The sequence below is a fragment of the Pseudomonas sp. TKO26 genome (assembly GCF_003225665.1).
In the GTDB taxonomy this organism is placed as follows: domain Bacteria; phylum Pseudomonadota; class Gammaproteobacteria; order Pseudomonadales; family Pseudomonadaceae; genus Aquipseudomonas; species Aquipseudomonas saponiphila.
On sequence record NZ_QKLN01000038.1, the window covers coordinates 51,530 to 68,233 of the forward strand.

Annotated in this window: 18 protein-coding genes; 4 read left to right on the plus strand and 14 right to left on the minus strand. The window is 62.1% G+C overall.

Annotation, left to right across the window (positions count from 1 at the left end):
- The 11 genes from lipB to DNK59_RS27275 form a co-directional block, all read right to left on the minus strand.
- Complete coding sequence (lipB, locus tag DNK59_RS27225) at window positions 1–648, minus strand: lipoyl(octanoyl) transferase LipB (protein ID WP_047306229.1); 648 nt, start codon at window positions 646–648, stop codon at window positions 1–3.
- On the minus strand, window positions 648–923 hold the full coding sequence (locus DNK59_RS27230; RefSeq protein WP_025129297.1) for a DUF493 domain-containing protein: 276 nt from the start codon (window positions 921–923) through the stop codon (window positions 648–650). Before DNK59_RS27230 ends, lipB begins: the two co-directional genes overlap by 1 nt.
- 80 nt (window positions 924–1,003) lie before the next feature.
- Complete coding sequence (locus DNK59_RS27235; protein ID WP_092309661.1) at window positions 1,004–2,161, minus strand: D-alanyl-D-alanine carboxypeptidase family protein; 1,158 nt, start codon at window positions 2,159–2,161, stop codon at window positions 1,004–1,006.
- Between the two features lie 185 nt (window positions 2,162–2,346).
- On the minus strand, window positions 2,347–3,348 hold the full coding sequence (locus DNK59_RS27240; protein WP_110725209.1) for a septal ring lytic transglycosylase RlpA family protein: 1,002 nt from the start codon (window positions 3,346–3,348) through the stop codon (window positions 2,347–2,349).
- The gene (mltB, locus tag DNK59_RS27245; protein WP_177431312.1) at window positions 3,348–4,370 is read right to left on the minus strand and encodes a lytic murein transglycosylase B; all 1,023 of its coding nucleotides are present in this window, start codon (window positions 4,368–4,370) and stop codon (window positions 3,348–3,350) included. The genes DNK59_RS27240 and mltB overlap by 1 nt, the downstream gene beginning before the upstream one ends.
- Before the next feature lie 5 nt (window positions 4,371–4,375).
- Entirely contained in the window at window positions 4,376–5,479 is a 1,104-nt protein-coding gene (rodA, locus tag DNK59_RS27250) for a rod shape-determining protein RodA (protein WP_047306242.1), read from the minus strand.
- A gap of 31 nt (window positions 5,480–5,510) precedes the next feature.
- A complete protein-coding gene (mrdA, locus tag DNK59_RS27255; RefSeq protein WP_092309652.1) occupies window positions 5,511–7,406 on the minus strand; it encodes a penicillin-binding protein 2 in 1,896 nt (631 codons plus the stop codon).
- A gap of 12 nt (window positions 7,407–7,418) precedes the next feature.
- Window positions 7,419–7,886 (minus strand): 23S rRNA (pseudouridine(1915)-N(3))-methyltransferase RlmH, encoded by a 468-nt coding sequence (rlmH, locus tag DNK59_RS27260; protein ID WP_011063671.1) that lies wholly within the window; start codon window positions 7,884–7,886, stop codon window positions 7,419–7,421.
- A gap of 9 nt (window positions 7,887–7,895) precedes the next feature.
- The gene (gene rsfS, locus DNK59_RS27265) at window positions 7,896–8,318 is read right to left on the minus strand and encodes a ribosome silencing factor (protein WP_015637171.1); all 423 of its coding nucleotides are present in this window, start codon (window positions 8,316–8,318) and stop codon (window positions 7,896–7,898) included.
- A gap of 60 nt (window positions 8,319–8,378) precedes the next feature.
- Window positions 8,379–9,023: a nicotinate-nucleotide adenylyltransferase gene (nadD, locus tag DNK59_RS27270; protein WP_092309649.1), complete on the minus strand. Its 645-nt coding sequence runs from the start codon at window positions 9,021–9,023 to the stop codon at window positions 8,379–8,381.
- A complete protein-coding gene (locus DNK59_RS27275) occupies window positions 9,023–10,288 on the minus strand; it encodes a glutamate-5-semialdehyde dehydrogenase (RefSeq protein ID WP_092309646.1) in 1,266 nt (421 codons plus the stop codon). The genes nadD and DNK59_RS27275 overlap by 1 nt, the downstream gene beginning before the upstream one ends.
- 176 nt (window positions 10,289–10,464) lie before the next feature.
- Here DNK59_RS27275 and DNK59_RS27280 point away from each other — a divergent pair, with 176 nt between their 5' ends.
- A complete protein-coding gene (locus DNK59_RS27280; protein ID WP_110725210.1) occupies window positions 10,465–11,151 on the plus strand; it encodes a DNA-3-methyladenine glycosylase in 687 nt (228 codons plus the stop codon).
- Between the two features lie 48 nt (window positions 11,152–11,199).
- The gene (locus DNK59_RS27285; RefSeq protein WP_110725211.1) at window positions 11,200–12,516 is read left to right on the plus strand and encodes a bifunctional DedA family/phosphatase PAP2 family protein; all 1,317 of its coding nucleotides are present in this window, start codon (window positions 11,200–11,202) and stop codon (window positions 12,514–12,516) included.
- Between the two features lie 42 nt (window positions 12,517–12,558).
- Here the strand turns inward: DNK59_RS27285 and DNK59_RS27290 are convergent, their stop codons facing one another.
- The 3 genes from DNK59_RS27290 to DNK59_RS27300 are packed head-to-tail and all read right to left on the minus strand — an operon-like array spanning window position 12,559 to window position 14,235.
- Window positions 12,559–13,149 (minus strand): LON peptidase substrate-binding domain-containing protein, encoded by a 591-nt coding sequence (locus DNK59_RS27290; protein ID WP_060841263.1) that lies wholly within the window; start codon window positions 13,147–13,149, stop codon window positions 12,559–12,561.
- 10 nt (window positions 13,150–13,159) lie between these two features.
- Entirely contained in the window at window positions 13,160–13,876 is a 717-nt protein-coding gene (locus tag DNK59_RS27295; RefSeq protein ID WP_110725212.1) for an LrgB family protein, read from the minus strand.
- Complete coding sequence (locus tag DNK59_RS27300) at window positions 13,873–14,235, minus strand: CidA/LrgA family protein (RefSeq protein ID WP_092309633.1); 363 nt, start codon at window positions 14,233–14,235, stop codon at window positions 13,873–13,875. Before DNK59_RS27300 ends, DNK59_RS27295 begins: the two co-directional genes overlap by 4 nt.
- Before the next feature lie 178 nt (window positions 14,236–14,413).
- Between DNK59_RS27300 and DNK59_RS27305 the strand changes: the two genes are divergently transcribed.
- Window positions 14,414–14,869 (plus strand): MaoC family dehydratase, encoded by a 456-nt coding sequence (locus DNK59_RS27305; RefSeq protein ID WP_092309630.1) that lies wholly within the window; start codon window positions 14,414–14,416, stop codon window positions 14,867–14,869.
- A gap of 103 nt (window positions 14,870–14,972) precedes the next feature.
- Window positions 14,973–16,691 carry a C13 family peptidase gene (locus DNK59_RS27310; RefSeq protein ID WP_092309626.1) on the plus strand — a complete coding sequence of 573 codons (1,719 nt, stop codon included), beginning with the start codon at window positions 14,973–14,975 and terminating at the stop codon, window positions 16,689–16,691.
- The last annotated feature ends 13 nt before the right edge of the window (window positions 16,692–16,704 follow it).

Below are 16,704 nucleotides of genomic sequence, written 5' to 3' on the forward strand. Positions count from 1 at the left end.
TCAGTCGATTCCGCCCGTTAGGGTCGTCTGCTCAGCATAGTCGAGGTGTTTGACGAGCTGCGCACGCAGCCGGGCACTTACCTCGGCAAATTCAATCGGCCCTGCATGGTCGCTCAGTTGGGTCATCGCCAACCCGGCATAGCCACAGGGGTTAATCCGTCGAAACGGCTGCAAGTCCATGTCCACGTTCAAGGCCAGGCCGTGAAAGGAGCATCCGTGGCGGATACGCAGACCCAGCGAGGCAATTTTCGCCCCGTCGACGTAGACCCCCGGTGCATCGGGCTTGGCCGCCGCCGGCACGCCATAGCTGGCCAGCAACTCCACCAGGCATTGCTCCATGCGGCTGACCAGATCACGCACGCCGAATCCCAGCCTGCGTACATCCAGCAGCAAGTAGGCCACCAACTGGCCTGGGCCGTGATACGTCACCTGCCCGCCGCGGTCGGCCTGCACCACCGGAATATCTCCCGGCAACAGCAGATGCTCGGCCTTGCCCGCCTGACCCTGGGTAAACACCGGAGGATGCTGCACCAGCCAGACTTCGTCCGGTGCGCTGGTGCCGCGTTCATTGGTAAAGCGCTGCATGGCCTGCCAGACCGGTTCGTAGGCCATCAGGCCAAGCTCACGAAAGCCCAGCGTCTGCGGCATCACAGCACCATGTGGACGACACCGGTAGCACGCAGGGCACTATTGATATCACGCAGTTGGTCTTCGCCGGTGGCGGTGATGTGCAGTTGTACCGTGGTGTACTTGCCGTTGCTGCTCTGACGCTCGGCCAGGGACTTGATGTCCAGAGTGGCGTACTTGGCAAGGATCTCGATCACGGTGTCCTTGAAGCCGACAACCGTGTCACCGATCACCTTGATCGGATAGTCATCGACGGGAAATTCAATCTTGTGCGACTTAACGTCAGTGTCTGTCATGGCAGTAACGGCCTCGTAAGCCGGACGACGGACATGGCCCTCGATCCACTTCGGAGCGAGGGCCATGCAGGTCGACAATATCAGTTGAACAAGCCGTAGAAGAATAGGCGGATGCTATCCCACATGCGGCGGAAGATACCACCTTCGTCGACCGCTTCCAGAGCGATCAGGTCGGCGCTGTGCACCACCTTATCGTCCAGCTTCACTTCGACTTTACCAATTACGTCACCCTTGGCGATCGGCGCGACCAGGTGCGGGTTCATGGTCATGCTGGCCGCCAGTTTTTTCAATTGGCCTTTAGGCATGGTCATGGTCAGATCTTCGGCCAGACCGGCCTTGACCTGATGAGTGGTGCCTTTCCAGACCTGGGCCTGGGCCAGCTCGGTGCCCTTCTGGTAGAAGGTCTGGGTTTCGAAGAAGCGGAAGCCATAGGTCAGCAGCTTCTGGGTTTCGGCGGCGCGGGCCTGTTCGCTGTTGGTGCCGAACACCACGGCGATCAGGCGCATGCCATCACGCACAGCAGAAGACACCATGCAGTAGCCAGCCTCGTCAGTGTGGCCGGTTTTCAGACCGTCGACGGTCTTGTCGCGCCACAGCAAGAGGTTGCGGTTGGGCTGCTTGATGCCGTTCCAGAAGAACTCTTTCTGCGAGTAGATGGCGTAGTGGGCCGGGTCTTCGTGGATGATCGCTCGCGCCAGCACCGCCATGTCGTGAGCCGACGAATAGTGCTCAGGATTCGGCAGACCGGTAGGGTTCATGAAGTGGCTGTTGCTCATGCCCAGGTCGGCCGCGGTCTTGTTCATCATGTCGGCAAAGGCGTCTTCGCTGCCGGCAATGTGCTCGGAAACCGCGACGCTGGCGTCGTTACCCGACTGGATGATGATCCCGTGCAGCAGGTCGCTGACGGTGACTTGCGAGCCCACCTTGATGAACATCCGCGAACCGCCGGTACGCCAGGCGTTCTCGCTGACGGTCACCGGATCGTTCTCGCCGATCTGACCGCGACGGATCTCCAGGGTCGCGATGTACGCGGTCATCAGCTTGGTCAGGCTGGCCGGTGGCAGGCGCTGGTCACCATTGTTCTCCACCAGCACGTTACCGCTGCTGGCGTCCATGAGCACATAGGATTTGGCGGCCAGTTGCGGTGGCGACGGCATCGCTTCGACCGCCCAGGCGGCGGGCGTGATGATCAGCGGGACAAGCAGGCACAGGCGTTTGGCAAAGGTGGTGATGTTCATCCGTCTCTCGAAGTTGCTAATGGAAACTTGCCCGGGAGGGCAAAACTATTTCAGACAGCCTTCTAAAGGGCTGTCGCGTGTGCAGTTGTTCACTCACTGACCCTTGCCGGGCTTTTGTTGTTCGTCGAGCCAACAACCAGGGCCCGCCCCCCAATACCGCAAGCGGACCTTCAATCTTCAATTTCCTACTCGGCAGTGACCACGCTGGGCTGCCCAAGGTTGGCCAAGCGCACGCTGTTCTGTGCTTGCTGGGCCTCACCCGGCGTGCCAAATGGCCCCAGGCGGACCCGATGCAGCGTCTGCTGGTTGCGCACGATCGAGCTGATGAACACCGGAGCGCTCACCATGCTGCTCAATTTCGACCGCAACAGCTCGGCAGCGTCCGGGTTCGCGAAGGCGCCCACCTGCAGATACTGCCCGGAGCCTGCTGGAGCGGTGTTCTTCACTTGTACCGGGACCACTGCGGCCGCGTGCTGCTGAGGCGGCGGCGTCCATTGCTCGACAGTGCCGGTCGAGGCGGTGACCACCGGCGCGCTATTTTGCGCCACTTGCGGCTCGTTGAGCATCAACGGCGCCGGACGGCCACGCTGAGCCCACCACTGCTGCGGATCGATGCCCTCGACCTTGACCCGGGCGGTGCCGGTTTCGGCATAACCGAGCTTTTTCGCCGCCGCGTAGGACAGGTCGATGATCCGGTCGGAATAGAACGGACCGCGGTCGTTGACCCGCAGGATCACGCTGCGGTTGTTGTCCAGATTGGTGACCTTGACGTAGCTGGGCAATGGCAGGGTCTTGTGTGCGGCACTCATGCCATACAGGTCATAGACCTCGCCATTGGCAGTGTTCTGGCCATGGAACTTGGTGCCGTACCAGGAGGCCGTGCCGGAAGCCACGTAGTTCTTCGACTCCTGGATGGGGAAGTAGGTCTTGCCCAGCACCGTGTACGGATTGGCCTTGTAAGGGCCGGTATGCAGGGTCGGGGTCGCATCGGGGATCCGCGAAACGTCTACATCCCACCAAGGCGCGCCATCCTTGTGGGCACGGTTGACGTCCAGCCCAGGCATGGAGCGCACGCCATTCGAGGATTTCTGCTGCGGCGAGCGGCTCGTCGAGCAACTGACCACCAGCAAGGACAACGCGGCAAAAGCCACCAGCTTCAGGGGTTTGCGGATTGGCATTGCCAGCATTACTTGACGCCCCGTGCTTGGACCAGCTGTTCAGACAACTGATGTACGGCCATGGCATACATCACGCTGCGGTTATAGCGAGTGATCGCGTAAAAATTCTTCAGGCCCATCCAATATTCCGGGCCATTGTCACCTTCCAGGCGGAAAGCGGTGACCGGCATATCATCGCGCAGCGCATCATGACTCGACCAGCCCAGGGCTCGCAACTCCCCCACCGTCTTGGTCGGTTCGATCCCCGTGGTCAGGCCTTCGTCCACGCGATCGCCACGCACATCGGCGCGACTGACCACCGGCTCGCCGGCGACCCAGCCATGGCGCTTGAAGTAACTGGCCACGCTGCCAATGGCATCGTCCGGGTTGGTCCAGATATTGATGTGCCCATCGCCGTCAAAATCCACCGCATAGGCGCGAAAACTGCTGGGCATGAACTGCGGCAGCCCCATGGCCCCGGCGTAGGACCCCTTGAGACTCAGCGGATCGAGCTGCTCTTCGCGGGCCAGCAGCAGGAATTCGCGCAACTCCTTGCGGAAAAACTCGGCCCGCGGCGGATAATCGAAGCCCAGGGTCGATAATGCGTCGATTACACGGTAATTCCCGGTATTTCGACCGAAAAAGGTTTCAACCCCAATGATCGACACTATGACCTGGGCCGGCACGCCGTATTCCTGTTCAGCGCGGGCCAGGACCGCCTCGTGCTGACGCCAGAAGTCCACTCCGCGGGCAATGCGCGCGTCGGTGATGAACATCGGCCGGTATTCCTTCCACTGCTTGACCCGCTCGGCAGGCCGCGAAATGGCGTCAAGAATCGACTGCTTGCGCTCGGCCTCGCGGAACACGCCCATCAGCTGTTCCCCGGCGAAACCATAGTCCCGAGTCATTTCGCCAACGAATTCGGCCACTTGCGGCGAACCTTCGTAATCACCGGCGAACGCGGTTTGCGCTGCACCCAGGATGCCTACCAGACCGACCCACGGCGCATACCGAGCGGCCCAGCCACGCATTGCTTGCATTGAATTCTTCACCTTAATCAAACCTGCGCGATCCACTTGCGATGGGTATGGATCGACATCAAAACCCCAAACGCTGACAGTAGTGTCACCAGCGAAGTTCCTCCGTAGCTAATGAACGGCAACGGCACGCCCACCACCGGCAACAAGCCACTGACCATACCGATGTTGACGAAAACGTAAACAAAAAACGTCATGGTCAGGCTGCCCGCGAGCAACTTGCCGAACAGTGTCTGCGCCTGGGCGGTGATCACCAGCCCACGCCCGATCAACAGCAGGTAGATCAGCAGCAGCGCACAGATGCCCACCAGGCCGAACTCCTCCCCCATGACCGCAATGATGAAGTCGGTGTGGCTCTCCGGCAGAAAGTCCAGGTGCGACTGGGTACCCAGCAACCAGCCCTTGCCGAAAACCCCACCGGAACCGATCGCCGCCTTGGACTGGATGATGTTCCAGCCAGTGCCCAGGGGGTCGCTTTCAGGGTCGAGGAACGTCAGGATCCGCTGCTTCTGGTAGTCATGCATGATGAAGAACCACATGGCGATCGCCACGGGCACCGCGGCCGCCAGCACGCTGAGGATCCAGCGCCAGCGCAGGCCGCCCATGAACAGTACGAAAGTGCCGCCGGCCAGGATCAGCAAGGCCGTCCCCAGGTCCGGTTGGCGCACGATCAGGATGAACGGAATGCCGATCAGGATCAGGCTGATCCCCACATGCTTGAGATGCGGCGGCAGCGTACGCTTGGACAGGTACCAGGCGATGGTCGCCGGCATGATGATCTTCATGAACTCCGACGGCTGGAAGCGGATCACCCCGGGAATGTTGATCCAGCGGGTCGCCCCCATGGCGTTGTGGCCCATGACGTCCACCACCACCAGCAACACCACGCCGAACACATAAGCCAGGGGCACCCAGCGCGCCATGAACCGCGGCTCGAACTGGGCGATGACAATCATCGACACCAGGCCGATACCAAAGGACGTGGCCTGCTTGGCCAAAAGATCCCAGCTCTTGCCGCTGGCCGAATACAGCACGAACAGGCTACCGGCGGCCAGCGTCAGCAGCAGCACCAGCAACGGGCCGTCGATATGCAGGCGCTGCAGCAGCGTCGCGCGGCGACGCATCACATCCTCACTGGAGAGGATGCGGTCAAAATTACTCTTCACGGGCCGTAGCCTCCGCGCTGATAGGGCTGGCGAACTCGGGCTTGAGCTGGCCATCCTGGCCGAGAAGCCAGGCGTCCATCACCTGACGCACCACCGGAGCGGCGACCCCAGAACCCGACTCACCGTTCTCGACCATGACCGAAACCACGATTTTCGGGTTTTCCGCCGGGGCGAAACCGACAAACAGGGCGTGGTCGCGGTGCCGTTCCTGAACCTTGGAGCGGTCATACTTCTCGCCCTGCTTGATGGCCACCACCTGGGCCGTACCACTCTTGCCGGCAATGCGATAAGGCGATCCGATTGCAGCCTTGCGCGCCGTGCCCCGGGCACCGTGCATCACCTGCTGCATACCGTGATTGACCTTCAGCCAATCCGACTGATCGCGCAGGACGATGTCCGGCATCGGATTGTGATCCACCGGCTTCTCGCCTTCGATGCTCTTGGCCAGGTGCGGCCGGTTCCACTTGCCCTTGCTGGCAACCAGCGCAGTGGCCTGGGCCAGTTGCAACGGCGTGGACTGCATGTAGCCCTGGCCGATCCCGAGGATCAGGGTTTCCCCCGGGAACCAGGCCTGGCGCCGGGTCGCGCGCTTCCATTCACGAGTCGGCATCAGCCCCGGGGACTCCTCGAACATGTCCAGGGAGACCTTCTGGCCGATCCCGAACTTGCTCAGGTAGGCCGAGAGCCGATCGATGCCCAGCTTGTGGGCCAGGTCGTAGAAATAGGTGTCATTGGACCGCATGATCGCGGTATCCAGGTCGACATAACCGTCACCGGTACGGTTCCAGTTACGGTACTTGTGGTCGTAGTTGGGCAACTGGTAGTAACCCGGGTCGTAGACGCGGGACGAGGCCGTCACCACCCCGGCATCCAGCCCGGCAATGGCTACCGCGGGCTTGATGGTCGAGCCCGGTGGATACAGGCCGCGCAGCACCCGGTTGAACAGTGGCCGGTCGATCGAGTCGCGCAACTCGGCATAGGCCTTGAAGCTGATGCCGGTGACGAACAGATTGGGATCGAAGCTCGGCTGGCTGACCATCGCCAGCACTTCACCGGTGTTCGGATCCAGCGCCACCACCGCGCCACGGCGCCCGCCCAGGGCCAGCTCCGCAGCTTCCTGCAGTTTGATGTCCAGGCTCAGGACAATATCCTTGCCGGGAATCGGATCGGTGCGCTTGAGCACTCGCAGCACCCGCCCACGAGCGTTGGTTTCCACCTCTTCATAGCCTACCTGGCCGTGCAGTTCCGGCTCGTAGAAGCGCTCGATGCCGGTCTTGCCGATGTGGTGGGTGCCGCTGTAGTTCACCGGGTCCAGGGACTTCAGCTCTTTCTCGTTGATCCGCCCCATGTAGCCCACGGAATGCGCAAAGTGCGCGCCCTGAGGGTAATGCCGGACCAACTGGGCCACCACTTCCACCCCGGGCAGACGGAACTGGTTCACCGCGATTCGGGCGATCTGCTCTTCGGTCAGCTCGAACAGGATCGGCACCGGCTCGAAGGGACGCCGCCCCTGCTTCATGCGCTTTTCGAACAGCACGCGATCTTCCGGAGTCAGCTCCAGCACCTCGACGATCACATCGAGGACCTGCTGCCAGTCACCGGAACGCTCCCGGGTCATGCTCAGACTGAAGCTGGGCCGGTTATCAGCCACCACCACGCCGTTGCGGTCGAAAATCAGCCCGCGAGTCGGAGGAATCGGCTGCACATGCACCCGATTGTTCTCTGAAAGCGTGGAGTGATAGTCGTACTGGATCACCTGCAGGTAATACAGCCGGGCAATCAGCACGCCAATCAGGCAGATCACCATAATGGCGCCGAACACGACCCGGCCACGCACCAGACGGGCGTCTTTTTCGTGGTCCTTGATACGGATCGGCTGGGACATGAGGGGCGCGGGCTACTTGTGGTAAGGGTGCCCGGACAGCACGGTCCAGGCGCGATACAGCTGTTCACCGATAAGAATCCGCACCAGCGGATGCGGCAGGGTCAGCGGCGAAAGCGACCAGCGCTGATCGGCTCGCGCACAAACTTCCGGCGCCAACCCTTCCGGGCCGCCGACCATGAAGTTCACCGTGCGCGAATCGAGGCGCCAGCGATCCAGTTCCACCGCCAGTTGCTCGGTGCTCCAGGGCTTGCCATGGACCTCAAGGGTGACGATGCGCTCGTTATGCCCGACCTTGGCCAGCATGGCCTCGCCTTCCTGACGAATGAAGCGAGCCACGTCGGCGTTCTTGCCCCGGGTATTGAGCGGAATTTCCACCAGTTCCAGCGCCAGTTCGGAGGGCAGACGCTTGGCATATTCGTGCCAACCCTCTTCCACCCACTTGGGCATGCGTGAACCGACAGCAATCAGACGCAGGCGCACAGCCGTCCCTTATTGCTGGTCTTTGTTGAGCTTGGTGAAGTGCTCGTGGCCATGCTCCGGGCTGTGGTGCTTGCCATCAGCCGCGCGGCTCTGCTCGGCGCCCTGCCACAGACGCTCCAGGTCGTAGAACTGACGAGCCGAGGCGGTCATCATGTGCACGATCACGTCGTCCAGGTCCAGCAGCACCCAGTCGCTATCGCCCTTGCCTTCTTCACCCAGTGGACGCACGCCCTGGGCCTTGACCATTTCGCGGACCTTTTCCAGCATCGCGCCGATCTGGCGGTTGGAAGTACCGGTGGCGATGATCATGTAGTCAGTGATGCTCTGCTTGTCGCGAACATCGATCACCAGGACGTCCTGGGCCTTGACGTCTTCCAGCGCGGCAACAGCCACCTTGACCAGATCTTCGCCTTTCATTACTTGGTTAGTCATATAAAACTCGTTCAGCTCGTATGTTTGGAACGCCGCTCAGCACAGGCCGGCAGCGTTCCTTCAGTTCGGCGCACGGTAAAGTCCGTGAGCATCGATATAGGCCAGGACCGCGTCAGGCACCAGGAAACGTACCGACTTACCGCTGGCCAGCAGTTGACGGATCTGGGTGGCGGACACCGCAAGCGGCGTCTGCCAGACGAATGCAATGTGTCCCCCCGGCCCTTGCAGGGCCAGTGGGTCGCTCACCGAGCGCGCGGCCAGAAGGTTGCGCAAGGCATCCGGAGGCTCGCTGTCGGCATCCGGGCGTTGCAGCACCAGGATGTGGCAATGCTGGAGTAATTCTTCCCAACGATGCCAGGTGGGCAGGCCGCAAAACGCGTCCCAGCCCAGTAACAGAAACAACTGGTCATCCGCGGCCAACTCGGCCCGCATCTGTTCCAGGGTGTCGATGGTGTAGGACGGTTTGTCCCGCTTCAGCTCACGGTCGTCCACCACCAAGGGGGAAACGCCCGCCACCGCACACTCGACCATCGCCAGACGATCGAGCGCCGACACCTGCGGTGTATCCCGATGCGGCGGCCTGGCACTGGGCGTCAGGCGCAGCTCATCGAGTTGCATGGATTCCGCCACCTCCAGCGCGCCACGCAAGTGGCCGATATGCACTGGATCGAAGGTGCCGCCCAGCAGACCGATACGTTTGCCCATCAAGTGCGCACGTGACCGTCGCCGAAAACTACGTATTTTTCACTGGTCAGGCCTTCCAGGCCCACTGGGCCACGGGCATGCAGCTTGTCGGTGGAGATACCGATCTCCGCGCCCAGGCCGTATTCAAAGCCGTCGGCAAAGCGCGTCGAGGCGTTGACCATGACCGAACTGGAATCCACTTCGTTGAGGAAGCGACGGGCATCACTGAAGTTCTCGGTGACGATCGAGTCGGTATGGTGCGAGCCATAGGTATTGATGTGCTCGATGGCCTGCTCCAGGTTGTCCAGCACCCGGATCGAGAGAATCGGCGCGGTGTACTCGGTGCGCCAGTCTTCTTCGGTGGCTTGTAGCACGTCGGCCCCCAGGATCGCGCGGGTTTGCGCGCAGCCGCGCAGTTCGACGCCCTTGTCGCGATAGATCGCGGCCAGCGGCGGCAATACACGTTCGGCAATAGCGGCGTGAACCAGCAGGGTTTCCATGGTGTTGCACGGGGCGTAGCGCTGGGTCTTGGCGTTGTCGGCAATGCGAATCGCCTTGTCCAGGTCCGCCGCCACATCGATATACACGTGGCAGACGCCGTCCAGGTGCTTGATCACCGGCACCTTGGCGTCACGGCTGACCCGCTCGATGAGACTCTTGCCGCCACGGGGCACGATCACGTCGACAAATTCGGGCATGGTGATCAGCGCACCCACCGCAGCGCGGTCGGTGGTTTCCACCACCTGCACCACGTGGGGCGGCAGGTCGGCCGCCGCCAGGCCTTGCTGAATGCAGGTGGCGATGGCACGGTTGGAATGGATCGCCTCGGAACCGCCACGCAGGATGGTGGCGTTGCCCGACTTCAGGCACAGGCTGGCAGCATCGATGGTCACGTTCGGACGCGATTCGTAGATGATGCCGATCACCCCCAGGGGCACGCGCATCTTGCCCACCTGAATGCCCGAAGGCAGGTAGCGCATATCGCGGATTTCACCGATGGGGTCAGGCAGCTTGGCCACCTGGCGCAAGCCTTCGATCATCTCGTCGATACGCACGGGCGTCAGCGCCAGACGATCCAGCAGAGCCGGCTCCAGACCATTGGCCCGGCCGTTGGCCAGGTCCTGCTCGTTGGCCGCAGTCAGCTCCGGTCGCGCCGCGTCCAAGGCATCGGCAGCCGCCAGCAGCGCACGATTCTTCTGCGCGGTGGTGGCACGGGCAATCACCCGGGAAGCTTGGCGGGCAGAGCGACCCAAACGGGTCATGTAGTCAAGAACGGACTCAGTCATGGTCTGGTGTGGTCTTGGCAAAGAGGAAAGCGGCTGATTATAGCTGTCGCGCCCGTTCACGGACAGCGGTCACGGGCGGATGGTCGAAATGGAGTGTAAATACTTGTGCTTCAGCCTGAATTAAGCCTGGAGTTGTTACCATTGCGTCACTTTTTTTCGCCATAACCCTCGCCGCCATGCCCATTCCGACCTCCGCGCAGCCGCCCAAAGCCTTGCCTGACGGCTTTTTCGACCGTGATGCACAGTTGCTCGCTCGTGAACTGCTGGGCAAAGTCATCCGCCACAAGGTTGGCGAACTCTGGTTGTCCGCGCGCATCATCGAAACCGAAGCCTATTACTGCGAGGAAAAAGGCAGTCACGCCTCCCTCGGCTACACAGAAAAGCGTAAGGCTTTGTTTCTGGATGGCGGCCACATCTATATGTACTACGCCCGCGGCGGCGACTCGCTGAACTTCAGCGCCCAGGGCCCCGGCAACGCGGTGCTGATCAAGTCCGGCTACCCCTGGGTCGACTCGCTCTCCGGCCCGGCCAGCCTGGCGCAGATGCAATTGAACAACCCGCACGCCAGCGGTCATCCACGCCCTGCGCAAAAGCTCTGCGCCGGCCAGACCCTGCTGTGCAAGGCCATGGGCCTCAAAGTCGCGAATTGGGATGCAAAACGTTTCGACCATGAAATCCTGTTCGTCGAGGACGTCGGCAGTAGAGTGCCGCACATCATCCAGACCACGCGCCTGGGCATTCCCCATGGCCGTGACGAACACCTGATGTACCGTTTCGTCGATGCCGCCTTCGCCCCCTACTGCACTCGGAACCCGCTGCGACGCGGTCAGGTCGAAGGGCGCGACTACCTGATCCTCGGCTGAAGAAACGACATCCGCCTCCCCACCGCCATCCACAATGGAGTTGAATTTATGGGCCCATGGCTCGACAGCGTGACTGCCTGGCTGACCACCCACCCGCAATGGCTGGCCGCCGCCGTGTTCATCGTCGCCTGCGTGGAATGCCTGGCCATTGCCGGCCTGATTGTCCCAGGCACGGTGCTGCTGTTCGCGATTGCCGTGCTGGCCGGCAACGGCGCGCTGTCACTGGGGGAAACCCTGCTGCTGGGCCTGCTTGGCGGCCTGTTCGGGGATCTGGTGTCCTACCTGCTGGGACGCCACTTTCACCAGAGCATTCGCCGCCTGCCGGGCCTGCGGCAGCATCCGGAATGGATCAGCGGCGCCGAGAACTACTTCCAGCGCTACGGCATCGCCAGTCTGTTGGTGGGACGCTTCATCGGTCCTCTGCGCCCCATGCTGCCCATGGTGGCGGGCATGTTCGACATGCCCTTCCCGCGTTTCATGGCCGTCAGCCTGCTGGCCGCGGCGGGCTGGTCGGTGGCATACCTGCTGCCGGGCTGGGCCACCGGTGCGGCGATCCGCCTGCCGCTGCCCGAAGGTTTCTGGCCACAAGCGGGTGTCGTCGCCGCCGGCCTGGCGCTGCTGATCGGCTTGAGCATCACCAGCAGCCTGCGCCGCCACCGCCGGGCGACACTGCTGATGTCCGGTGCCAGCCTGCTGGCTCTGGCCGGGCTGTTCATCGGCTATCCCTATCTCAGCGCATTCGACCAGGGGCTGATCGCGCTGGTGCAGGAACACCGGGACCCGACCCTGGACAAGCTCATGGTGATGATCACTCAGGTCGGCGAGTTTCGCGCCATGTTCATCACCAGCGCCGTGCTGACCCTGCTGCTTCTGGTCCTGCGGCAATGGCGCCACGCGGCATTCGCTGGTGTGACGCTGATGTGCACCGCCCTGGCCAATACCGGCAGCAAATGGTTTTTCGCCCGCCTGCGACCTGAAGTCCTGAGCGATCCGCTCACCAGCTACAGCATGCCCAGCGGCCACGCCTCGGGCTCCTTTGCGCTGTTCCTGACCTTGGCGGTGCTGGCCGGACGCGGCCAGCCGCCGAGGATGCGCCTGACCTGGCTACTGCTAGGTTGCCTGCCGGCGGCCTCGATAGCCCTGTCGCGGGTATACCTGGGGGCTCATTGGCCCAGCGACATCCTCGCTGGCGCGATGCTCGCGACCTGCGTCTGTGCCGCCAGCCTGACCCTGATTCAATGGCAGGCCCCGCTCAAGCCGATGCCGGCCAGGGCCTGGTGGATAGTGCTGCCGGTGATGCTGCTGATGTGCGGCTTCATGGCCACCCGGCATCTGCCTCACGCGCTGTTGCGCTACGCCTATTAACGAATCGGGGGGCCGCCTGCAGCGACCGCTCATGGTGCCAGCTCAGGCGAACAGCTCGCCCTGCAGTTCGTCTAGCAATTGCTGGATGGCATCGAGCCGCTGCTGCGGATCATCCAGTTGCAGCAGGTCGATCTTGTCCTGCTCGGAGAAGGGCAGCAGGTAGGCCAGTTGATTGGCCAGGGACAATTGCCCCTCGGCCTCGCTGCCCATGTCCAGCGCCTCCACCATCGGATGCTCGGCCAAGGCCTTGAGCAGGGCGATCAGGTCGGCGTCCTCCTCCTTCAGCGGCTGCTCGCTGGCCTCTTGCAGCCACTGGACCTGGGCCACGGTCAATTGATCCTTCTGCACTTCACTGCTGAGCACGCGAAAACGCCGGCCACCCTTGACCCTGATGCCCAGCAATCCATTGTCCTGCTGGTGGAAATCGGTGATCAGCGCCTCACAGCCCACCAGGGCATAGCCGGGCGCTGCTGGGCCGACCTCCTCGCCCTCGAGAATGCACACCACGCCGAAACCGCACCCCTGCTTCATGCAGCGGCCGATCATGTCCAGGTAGCGCGCCTCGAAAATCTGCAGATCGAGGATGCAGTCGGGAAACAACACGGTATTCAAGGGAAACAGTGCCAGGCTCATACACCCATCCTCAAACCAGCAAAGACACCGCCAACGGCAGCAGCACCGCCGTGGCCACGCCCATCAGACTCATCGCCAGCGCCGCAAAGGCGCCGCACTCCTCACTTTCCTGCAACGCCACCGAAGTGCCCACGGCGTGGGCGGTCATGCCCAGCGCCATGCCCCGCGCCTCGGGGCCATGCACCCCCAGGCGATCGAGAATGGCCGGACCGAAGATCGCCCCGATCACCCCGGTGATCAACACGAATACCGCCGCCAACGCCGCCACCCCACCGATCTGCTCGGCCACCAGCATGGCGATGGGCGAAGTCACCGACTTGGGCGCCATGGTCATGAGGATCATGTGCTCGGCGCCAAACCACCCTCCCAGCAGTACCCCCAGACTGGTAGCCAGCACCCCACCCACCACCAGCGTAGTGAAGATTGGCCAGAACAATTGACGAATGCGCCGCAGGTTGAGATACAGCGGCACCGCCAGGGCCACCGTGGCCGGGCCCAGCAGAATGCTCAGGATCTCGGTGCTCTTGCGGTATTCGGCGTAACTCAGGCCACAGCCGAGCAACACACCGATCACCAACAGCATGGATACCAGCACCGGCTGCAGGAACATCCAGCGGGTCTTTTCGAACGCTGCCAGCACCAGTTGATAGGCCGCCAGAGTGATGCCGATGCCGAACAACGGGTGATGGATCACCGCCGCCCAGGCACCTTGCCAATCGAAGATCATTGACTGTCCTCCCGGCGAGCCTGGCGCTTGACCAGACGCTGCATCAGCACGCCGACAAAGGCCATGGAAATGATCAGCGACAACACCAGCGCGCCACTGATGGCCCAGAAGTCCGCGGCGATATCCCGGGCATAGACCATCACGCCCACGGCAGGCGGCACCAGCAGCAGCGGCAGATAACGCAGCAGGCTGCTGGCTGCCTGGCTCAACGGCTCTCCCACTTCACCGCGCAGCACAAGGAAAACCAGGAGCAGCAACAGGCCGATGATCGGCCCGGGAAGCACGGGCAACAGCAGGTGATTGAGCGCCGTGCCGAGCAATTGGAACAGCACCAGCCATGTCAAACCGCGTAACAACATACCGCCTCTCCAGCCAGATCCCGTTGCGCATTATAAGCACGCAGCCGCTATGAACCGGCATTCGCCAAAAGCATGGATGTTTACCGGGAAGGATCGCCATGATGATCTAAAGTGGATATTCCGGAGCGCAAAGTACTGCGTCCAATACTCAAAAAACGTTGATCCAAGGAGAGTCTCAATGCCTTATGTTCCTGTTGCAGAGCTCAAAGATTATGTCGGGAAGGAACTCGGACGCTCCCAGTGGCTCACCATTGACCAGGAGCGAATCAACCTGTTTGCCGAAGCCACCGGCGACTTCCAGTTCATTCACGTCGATCCGGTCAAGGCGGCAAAGACCCCATTTGGCACCACCATTGCCCACGGTTTCCTGACCCTGTCGCTGATCCCCAAACTGATGGAAGACATCCTCGTGCTGCCCGAGGGCCTGAAGATGGTGGTCAACTATGGCCTGGACAGCGTGCGCTTCATCCAGCCGGTGAAAGTCGACTCCAAGGTACGGCTCAAGGTCGAACTGACCGAGGTCACCGAGAAAAAACCCGGCCAATGGCTGCTCAAGGCCACCGCCACCCTGGAGATCGACGGCGAGGAAAAACCCGCCTACATCGCCGAGCCCCTGTCGCTCTGCTTCGTCTGAAACGCTCCTGATGCGAAACAGCTCACGCTGTTTCGCTCAACCTCTCTATATATAAGTCACACCGCTGCGGCATACTCGGTCCCCTAATTATCCGGAACCCGATATGCGCCCACTTGTACCCCTGGTTTTGACCCTTTTGCTCAGCGCTTGCGGAGACGGCGAATCGCTATTGCCGCCCGACGCTCGACTGCCGGACGGCGGACGCTATCGTGGCGACCTGGTCAATGGATTGCTCCAGGGACAGGGACGCATCGACTACCCCAACGGCAGCTGGTACGCCGGCCAGTTCGACAAGGGCCAATGGCACGGCCAGGGGGAATGGCACGGCAGCAATGGCGAGGTCTATCGCGGCCAGTTCCAGCAGGGCCTGTTCCATGGTCAAGGCACCCTGACCACCAAGGACAGCAGCTACAGCGGCGGCTTCAAGCTCGGCCGCCGGGACGGCGAAGGCACCCTCAAAGAAAACGGCATGACCTATCGCGGCGAGTTCAAGGCCGACCTGTACTCGGGCCTGGGTCGCCTGGAGCTGGAAGACGGCAGCCAGTATCAGGGGCAGTTCGCCAAGGGCAAACCCAACGGTGAAGGCCAGCGCAGCGATGGCAACGGCAACCAGTTCACCGGCCACTTCGTCGACGGCCAACTGGAGGGCAACGGCACCTTCAACAGCGCCGAGGGCGACATCTACGTCGGCGGTTTCAAACACAATCAGCTCAACGGCAAGGGCCGTTACGAAAACTCCGACGGCGACGTGTGGATCGGCCAGTTCAAGGAAGGCGCCCTGGGCGGCAAGGGCGAGTTGATCGGTGCCGATGGCAGCCACTATATCGGCGGCTTCAGCGACTGGCGCTTCAGCGGCGAGGGGCGCCTCAACCTCAGTGACGGCAGCTTCTACATTGGCGGCTTCGACAGCGACAACTATCAAGGCCGTGGCGTGCTGGTGCTGCGCGATGGCAGCGTGCAAAGCGGCGTGTGGAACAACGGCCTGCGGGTTCGTGACGCCGACGGCAAGCTCTTGCCCGACCCACTGGAAAGCGCCCTGCTGGTCCAGGGTCACTTGCTGCAGAAAGCCCTGGACGAGGTGCCCGCCTCCACTCCAGGCATCAAGCTCTACAGCCTGACCCTGGCCGGCGACGGCAAGCAAAGCGTGTTCCTGCGTGAAGCCGATTACGTCAGCAACATGCTCGCCAGCCGCTTCGGTGCCTATGGCCAGATCCGCCTGGTGAACCACCGCGACCACATGACGAACCGGCCGATGGCCACTCGGGAAAACCTGCGCCGCGCCGCCCAGACCCTGGCAGAACGCAGCAGCCCCGACGACCTGGTGTTCATCTACCTCACCAGTCACGGCACCAGTGAACACGAACTGGTGCTGGATCAACCGCGCCTGGAGCTGGCGGACCTGCCCGCCGATGAGCTGGCCAGCGTCCTGGCTCCATTGAAAAATCGCGACAAGATCATCGTCATCTCGTCCTGCTATTCCGGCGGTTTCATCCCCGCGCTGAAAGATGAACGGACCCTGATCATGACCGCCTCCCAGGCCGACCGGGTATCCTTCGGCTGTTCGGAAGAAGCCGACTTCACCTATTTCGGCGACGCGCTGTTCGCCCAGGCTCTGAACCAGACGGACGATCTGGAGCATGCCTTCAAACTGGCCAGGGCCACCGTCGCCGAGCGCGAACAGGCAGATGGCTTCGAAGCGTCGGAACCACAAATCTGGGCCCCAAAGGGGGTCATTGCCCACTGGCAACAACTGCGTAGACAGCAGGCACGAAAAGCGCTGCAAAGTGTCTCTATAGGCAGCAAGGAAGCACAGAGCAACTAAGCTGGAATCGTAT